Below are 5,334 nucleotides of genomic sequence, written 5' to 3'. Positions count from 1 at the left end.
TAGGGTTTATTTCGTATGCTCATTTTTAAGAGGATTATACTGTTTAAAAGTTTGTTCATTTCAATTAATGGAAAACCGTAGAGTTTCTATCCTTAAGTTGATGGGCATGTGGTTACACCCCAATCGATATTTCCTTGTCGCTAACGCAATTTCTTTTGAGTGAATTTGTTCCCGGTGCTGGATTTGTGTTAGGACTAGTTGATATAATATGGGGAATTTTTGGTCCCTCTCAATGGGACGCATTTCTTGTACAAATTGAACAGTTAATTAACCAAAGAATAGAAGAATTCGCTAGGAACCAAGCCATTTCTAGATTAGAAGGACTAAGCAATCTTTATCAAATTTACGCAGAATCTTTTAGAGAGTGGGAAGCAGATCCTACTAATCCAGCATTAAGAGAAGAGATGCGTATTCAATTCAATGACATGAACAGTGCCCTTACAACCGCTATTCCTCTTTTTGCAGTTCAAAATTATCAAGTTCCTCTTTTATCAGTATATGTTCAAGCTGCAAATTTACATTTATCAGTTTTGAGAGATGTTTCAGTGTTTGGACAAAGGTGGGGATTTGATGCCGCGACTATCAATAGTCGTTATAATGATTTAACTAGGCTTATTGGCAACTATACAGATTATGCTGTGCGCTGGTACAATACGGGATTAGAGCGTGTATGGGGACCGGATTCTAGAGATTGGGTAAGGTATAATCAATTTAGAAGAGAGCTAACACTTACTGTATTAGATATCGTTGCTCTATTCTCAAATTATGATAGTCGAAGGTATCCAATTCGAACAGTTTCCCAATTAACAAGAGAAATTTATACGAACCCAGTATTAGAAAATTTTGATGGTAGTTTTCGTGGAATGGCTCAGAGAATAGAACAGAATATTAGGCAACCACATCTTATGGATATCCTTAATAGTATAACCATTTATACTGATGTGCATAGAGGCTTTAATTATTGGTCAGGGCATCAAATAACAGCTTCTCCTGTAGGGTTTTCAGGACCAGAATTCGCATTCCCTTTATTTGGGAATGCGGGGAATGCAGCTCCACCCGTACTTGTCTCATTAACTGGTTTGGGGATTTTTAGAACATTATCTTCACCTTTATATAGAAGAATTATACTTGGTTCAGGCCCAAATAATCAGGAACTGTTTGTCCTTGATGGAACGGAGTTTTCTTTTGCCTCCCTAACGACCAACTTGCCTTCCACTATATATAGACAAAGGGGTACAGTCGATTCACTAGATGTAATACCGCCACAGGATAATAGTGTACCACCTCGTGCGGGATTTAGCCATCGATTGAGTCATGTTACAATGCTGAGCCAAGCAGCTGGAGCAGTTTACACCTTGAGAGCTCCAACGTTTTCTTGGCAGCATCGCAGTGCTGAATTTAATAATATAATTCCTTCATCACAAATTACACAAATACCTTTAACAAAATCTACTAATCTTGGCTCTGGAACTTCTGTCGTTAAAGGACCAGGATTTACAGGAGGAGATATTCTTCGAAGAACTTCACCTGGCCAGATTTCAACCTTAAGAGTAAATATTACTGCACCATTATCACAAAGATATCGGGTAAGAATTCGCTACGCTTCTACTACAAATTTACAATTCCATACATCAATTGACGGAAGACCTATTAATCAGGGTAATTTTTCAGCAACTATGAGTAGTGGGAGTAATTTACAGTCCGGAAGCTTTAGGACTGTAGGTTTTACTACTCCGTTTAACTTTTCAAATGGATCAAGTGTATTTACGTTAAGTGCTCATGTCTTCAATTCAGGCAATGAAGTTTATATAGATCGAATTGAATTTGTTCCGGCAGAAGTAACCTTTGAGGCAGAATATGATTTAGAAAGAGCACAAAAGGCGGTGAATGAGCTGTTTACTTCTTCCAATCAAATCGGGTTAAAAACAGATGTGACGGATTATCATATTGATCAAGTATCCAATTTAGTTGAGTGTTTATCAGATGAATTTTGTCTGGATGAAAAACAAGAATTGTCCGAGAAAGTCAAACATGCGAAGCGACTTAGTGATGAGCGGAATTTACTTCAAGATCCAAACTTCAGAGGGATCAATAGACAACTAGACCGTGGCTGGAGAGGAAGTACGGATATTACCATCCAAGGAGGCGATGACGTATTCAAAGAGAATTACGTTACGCTATTGGGTACCTTTGATGAGTGCTATCCAACGTATTTATATCAAAAAATAGATGAGTCGAAATTAAAAGCCTATACCCGTTATCAATTAAGAGGGTATATCGAAGATAGTCAAGACTTAGAAATCTATTTAATTCGCTACAATGCAAAACATGAAACAGTAAATGTGCCAGGTACGGGTTCCTTATGGCCGCTTTCAGCCCAAAGTCCAATCGGAAAGTGTGGAGAGCCGAATCGATGCGCGCCACACCTTGAATGGAATCCTGACTTAGATTGTTCGTGTAGGGATGGAGAAAAGTGTGCCCATCATTCGCATCATTTCTCCTTAGACATTGATGTAGGATGTACAGACTTAAATGAGGACCTAGGTGTATGGGTGATCTTTAAGATTAAGACGCAAGATGGGCACGCAAGACTAGGGAATCTAGAGTTTCTCGAAGAGAAACCATTAGTAGGAGAAGCGCTAGCTCGTGTGAAAAGAGCGGAGAAAAAATGGAGAGACAAACGTGAAAAATTGGAATGGGAAACAAATATCGTTTATAAAGAGGCAAAAGAATCTGTAGATGCTTTATTTGTAAACTCTCAATATGATCAATTACAAGCGGATACGAATATTGCCATGATTCATGCGGCAGATAAACGTGTTCATAGCATTCGAGAAGCTTATCTGCCTGAGCTGTCTGTGATTCCGGGTGTCAATGCGGCTATTTTTGAAGAATTAGAAGGGCGTATTTTCACTGCATTCTCCCTATATGATGCGAGAAATGTCATTAAAAATGGTGATTTTAATAATGGCTTATCCTGCTGGAACGTGAAAGGGCATGTAGATGTAGAAGAACAAAACAACCAACGTTCGGTCCTTGTTGTTCCGGAATGGGAAGCAGAAGTGTCACAAGAAGTTCGTGTCTGTCCGGGTCGTGGCTATATCCTTCGTGTCACAGCGTACAAGGAGGGATATGGAGAAGGTTGCGTAACCATTCATGAGATCGAGAACAATACAGACGAACTGAAGTTTAGCAACTGCGTAGAAGAGGAAATCTATCCAAATAACACGGTAACGTGTAATGATTATACTGTAAATCAAGAAGAATACGGAGGTGCGTACACTTCTCGTAATCGAGGATATAACGAAGCTCCTTCCGTACCAGCTGATTATGCGTCAGTCTATGAAGAAAAATCGTATACAGATGGACGAAGAGAGAATCCTTGTGAATTTAACAGAGGGTATAGGGATTACACGCCACTACCAGTTGGTTATGTGACAAAAGAATTAGAATACTTCCCAGAAACCGATAAGGTATGGATTGAGATTGGAGAAACGGAAGGAACATTTATCGTGGACAGCGTGGAATTACTCCTTATGGAGGAATAGTCTCATGCAAACTCAGGTTTAAATATCGTTTTCAAATCAATTGTCCAAGAGCAGCATTACAAATAGATAAGTAATTTGTTGTAATGAAAAACGGACATCACCTCCATTGAAACGGAGTGATGTCCGTTTTACTATGTTATTTTCTAGTAATACATATGTATAGAGCAACTTAATCAAGCAGAGATATTTTCACCTATCGATGAAAATATCTCTGCTTTTTCTTTTTTTATTTGGTATATGCTTTACTTGTAATCGAAAATAAAGCACTAATAAGAGTATTTATAGGTGTTTGAAGTTATTTCAGTTCATTTTTAAAGAAGGTTTAAAGACGTTAGAAAGTTATTAAGGAATAATATTTATTAGTAAATTCCACATATATTATATAATTAATTATGAAATATATGTATAAATTGAAAATGCTTTATTTGACATTACAGCTAAGTATAATTTTGTATGAATAAAATTATATCTGAAAATTAAATAATAGTATAAGTGGAGGGATTAATATGAAACTAAAGAATCAAGATAAGCATCAAAGTTTTTCTAGCAATGCGAAAGTAGATAAAATCTCTACGGATTCACTAAAAAATGAAACAGATATAGAATTACAAAACATTAATCATGAAGATTGTTTGAAAATGTCTGAGTATGAAAATGTAGAGCCGTTTGTTAGTGCATCAACAATTCAAACAGGTATTGGTATTGCGGGTAAAATACTTGGTACCCTAGGCGTTCCTTTTGCAGGACAAGTAGCTAGTCTTTATAGTTTTATCTTAGGTGAGCTATGGCCTAAGGGGAAAAATCAATGGGAAATCTTTATGGAACATGTAGAAGAGATTATTAATCAAAAAATATCAACTTATGCAAGAAATAAAGCACTTACAGACTTGAAAGGATTAGGAGATGCCTTAGCTGTCTACCATGATTCGCTTGAAAGTTGGGTTGGAAATCGTAATAACACAAGGGCTAGGAGTGTTGTCAAGAGCCAATATATCGCATTAGAATTGATGTTCGTTCAGAAACTACCTTCTTTTGCAGTGTCTGGAGAGGAGGTACCATTATTACCGATATATGCCCAAGCTGCAAATTTACATTTGTTGCTATTAAGAGATGCATCTATTTTTGGAAAAGAGTGGGGATTATCATCTTCAGAAATTTCAACATTTTATAACCGTCAAGTCGAACGAGCAGGAGATTATTCCGACCATTGTGTGAAATGGTATAGCACAGGTCTAAATAACTTGAGGGGTACAAATGCCGAAAGTTGGGTACGATATAATCAATTCCGTAGAGACATGACTTTAATGGTACTAGATTTAGTGGCACTATTTCCAAGCTATGATACACAAATGTATCCAATTAAAACTACAGCCCAACTTACAAGAGAAGTATATACAGACGCAATTGGGACAGTACATCCGCATCCAAGTTTTACAAGTACGACTTGGTATAATAATAATGCACCTTCGTTCTCTGCCATAGAGGCTGCTGTTGTTCGAAACCCGCATCTACTCGATTTTCTAGAACAAGTTACAATTTACAGCTTATTAAGTCGATGGAGTAACACTCAGTATATGAATATGTGGGGAGGACATAAACTAGAATTCCGAACAATAGGAGGAACGTTAAATATCTCAACACAAGGATCTACTAATACTTCTATTAGGGGTAGAACCACATGCCCATCAACTTAAGAATTTGCACTACCCCCAAGTGTCAAAAAACGTTATTCTTTCTAAAAAGCTAGCTAGAAAGGATGACATTTTTTATGAATCTTTCAATTCAA

Annotated in this window: 1 protein-coding gene and 1 pseudogene; both read left to right on the top strand. The window is 37.2% G+C overall.

Annotated features, from left to right (window positions below; genetic code table 11):
* Positions 1 to 122: 122 nt before the first annotated feature.
* Positions 123 to 3,548: an insecticidal delta-endotoxin Cry8Ea1 family protein gene (locus ACS2CR_RS33360; RefSeq protein WP_228410762.1), complete on the top strand. Its 3,426-nt coding sequence runs from the start codon at positions 123 to 125 to the stop codon at positions 3,546 to 3,548.
* Between the two features lie 506 nt (positions 3,549 to 4,054).
* A pseudogene (cry1Ia, locus tag ACS2CR_RS33355) lies at positions 4,055 to 5,212 on the top strand (pesticidal crystal protein Cry1Ia); the annotation flags it as partial.
* Positions 5,213 to 5,334: the final 122 nt, after the last annotated feature.

Origin of the sequence: Bacillus cereus group sp. BceL291, from assembly GCF_051776705.1 — a bacterium.
GTDB classification, from domain to species: Bacteria; Bacillota; Bacilli; order Bacillales; family Bacillaceae_G; genus Bacillus_A; species Bacillus_A cereus.
This window is presented reverse-complemented; position numbering and strand designations above follow the sequence as displayed.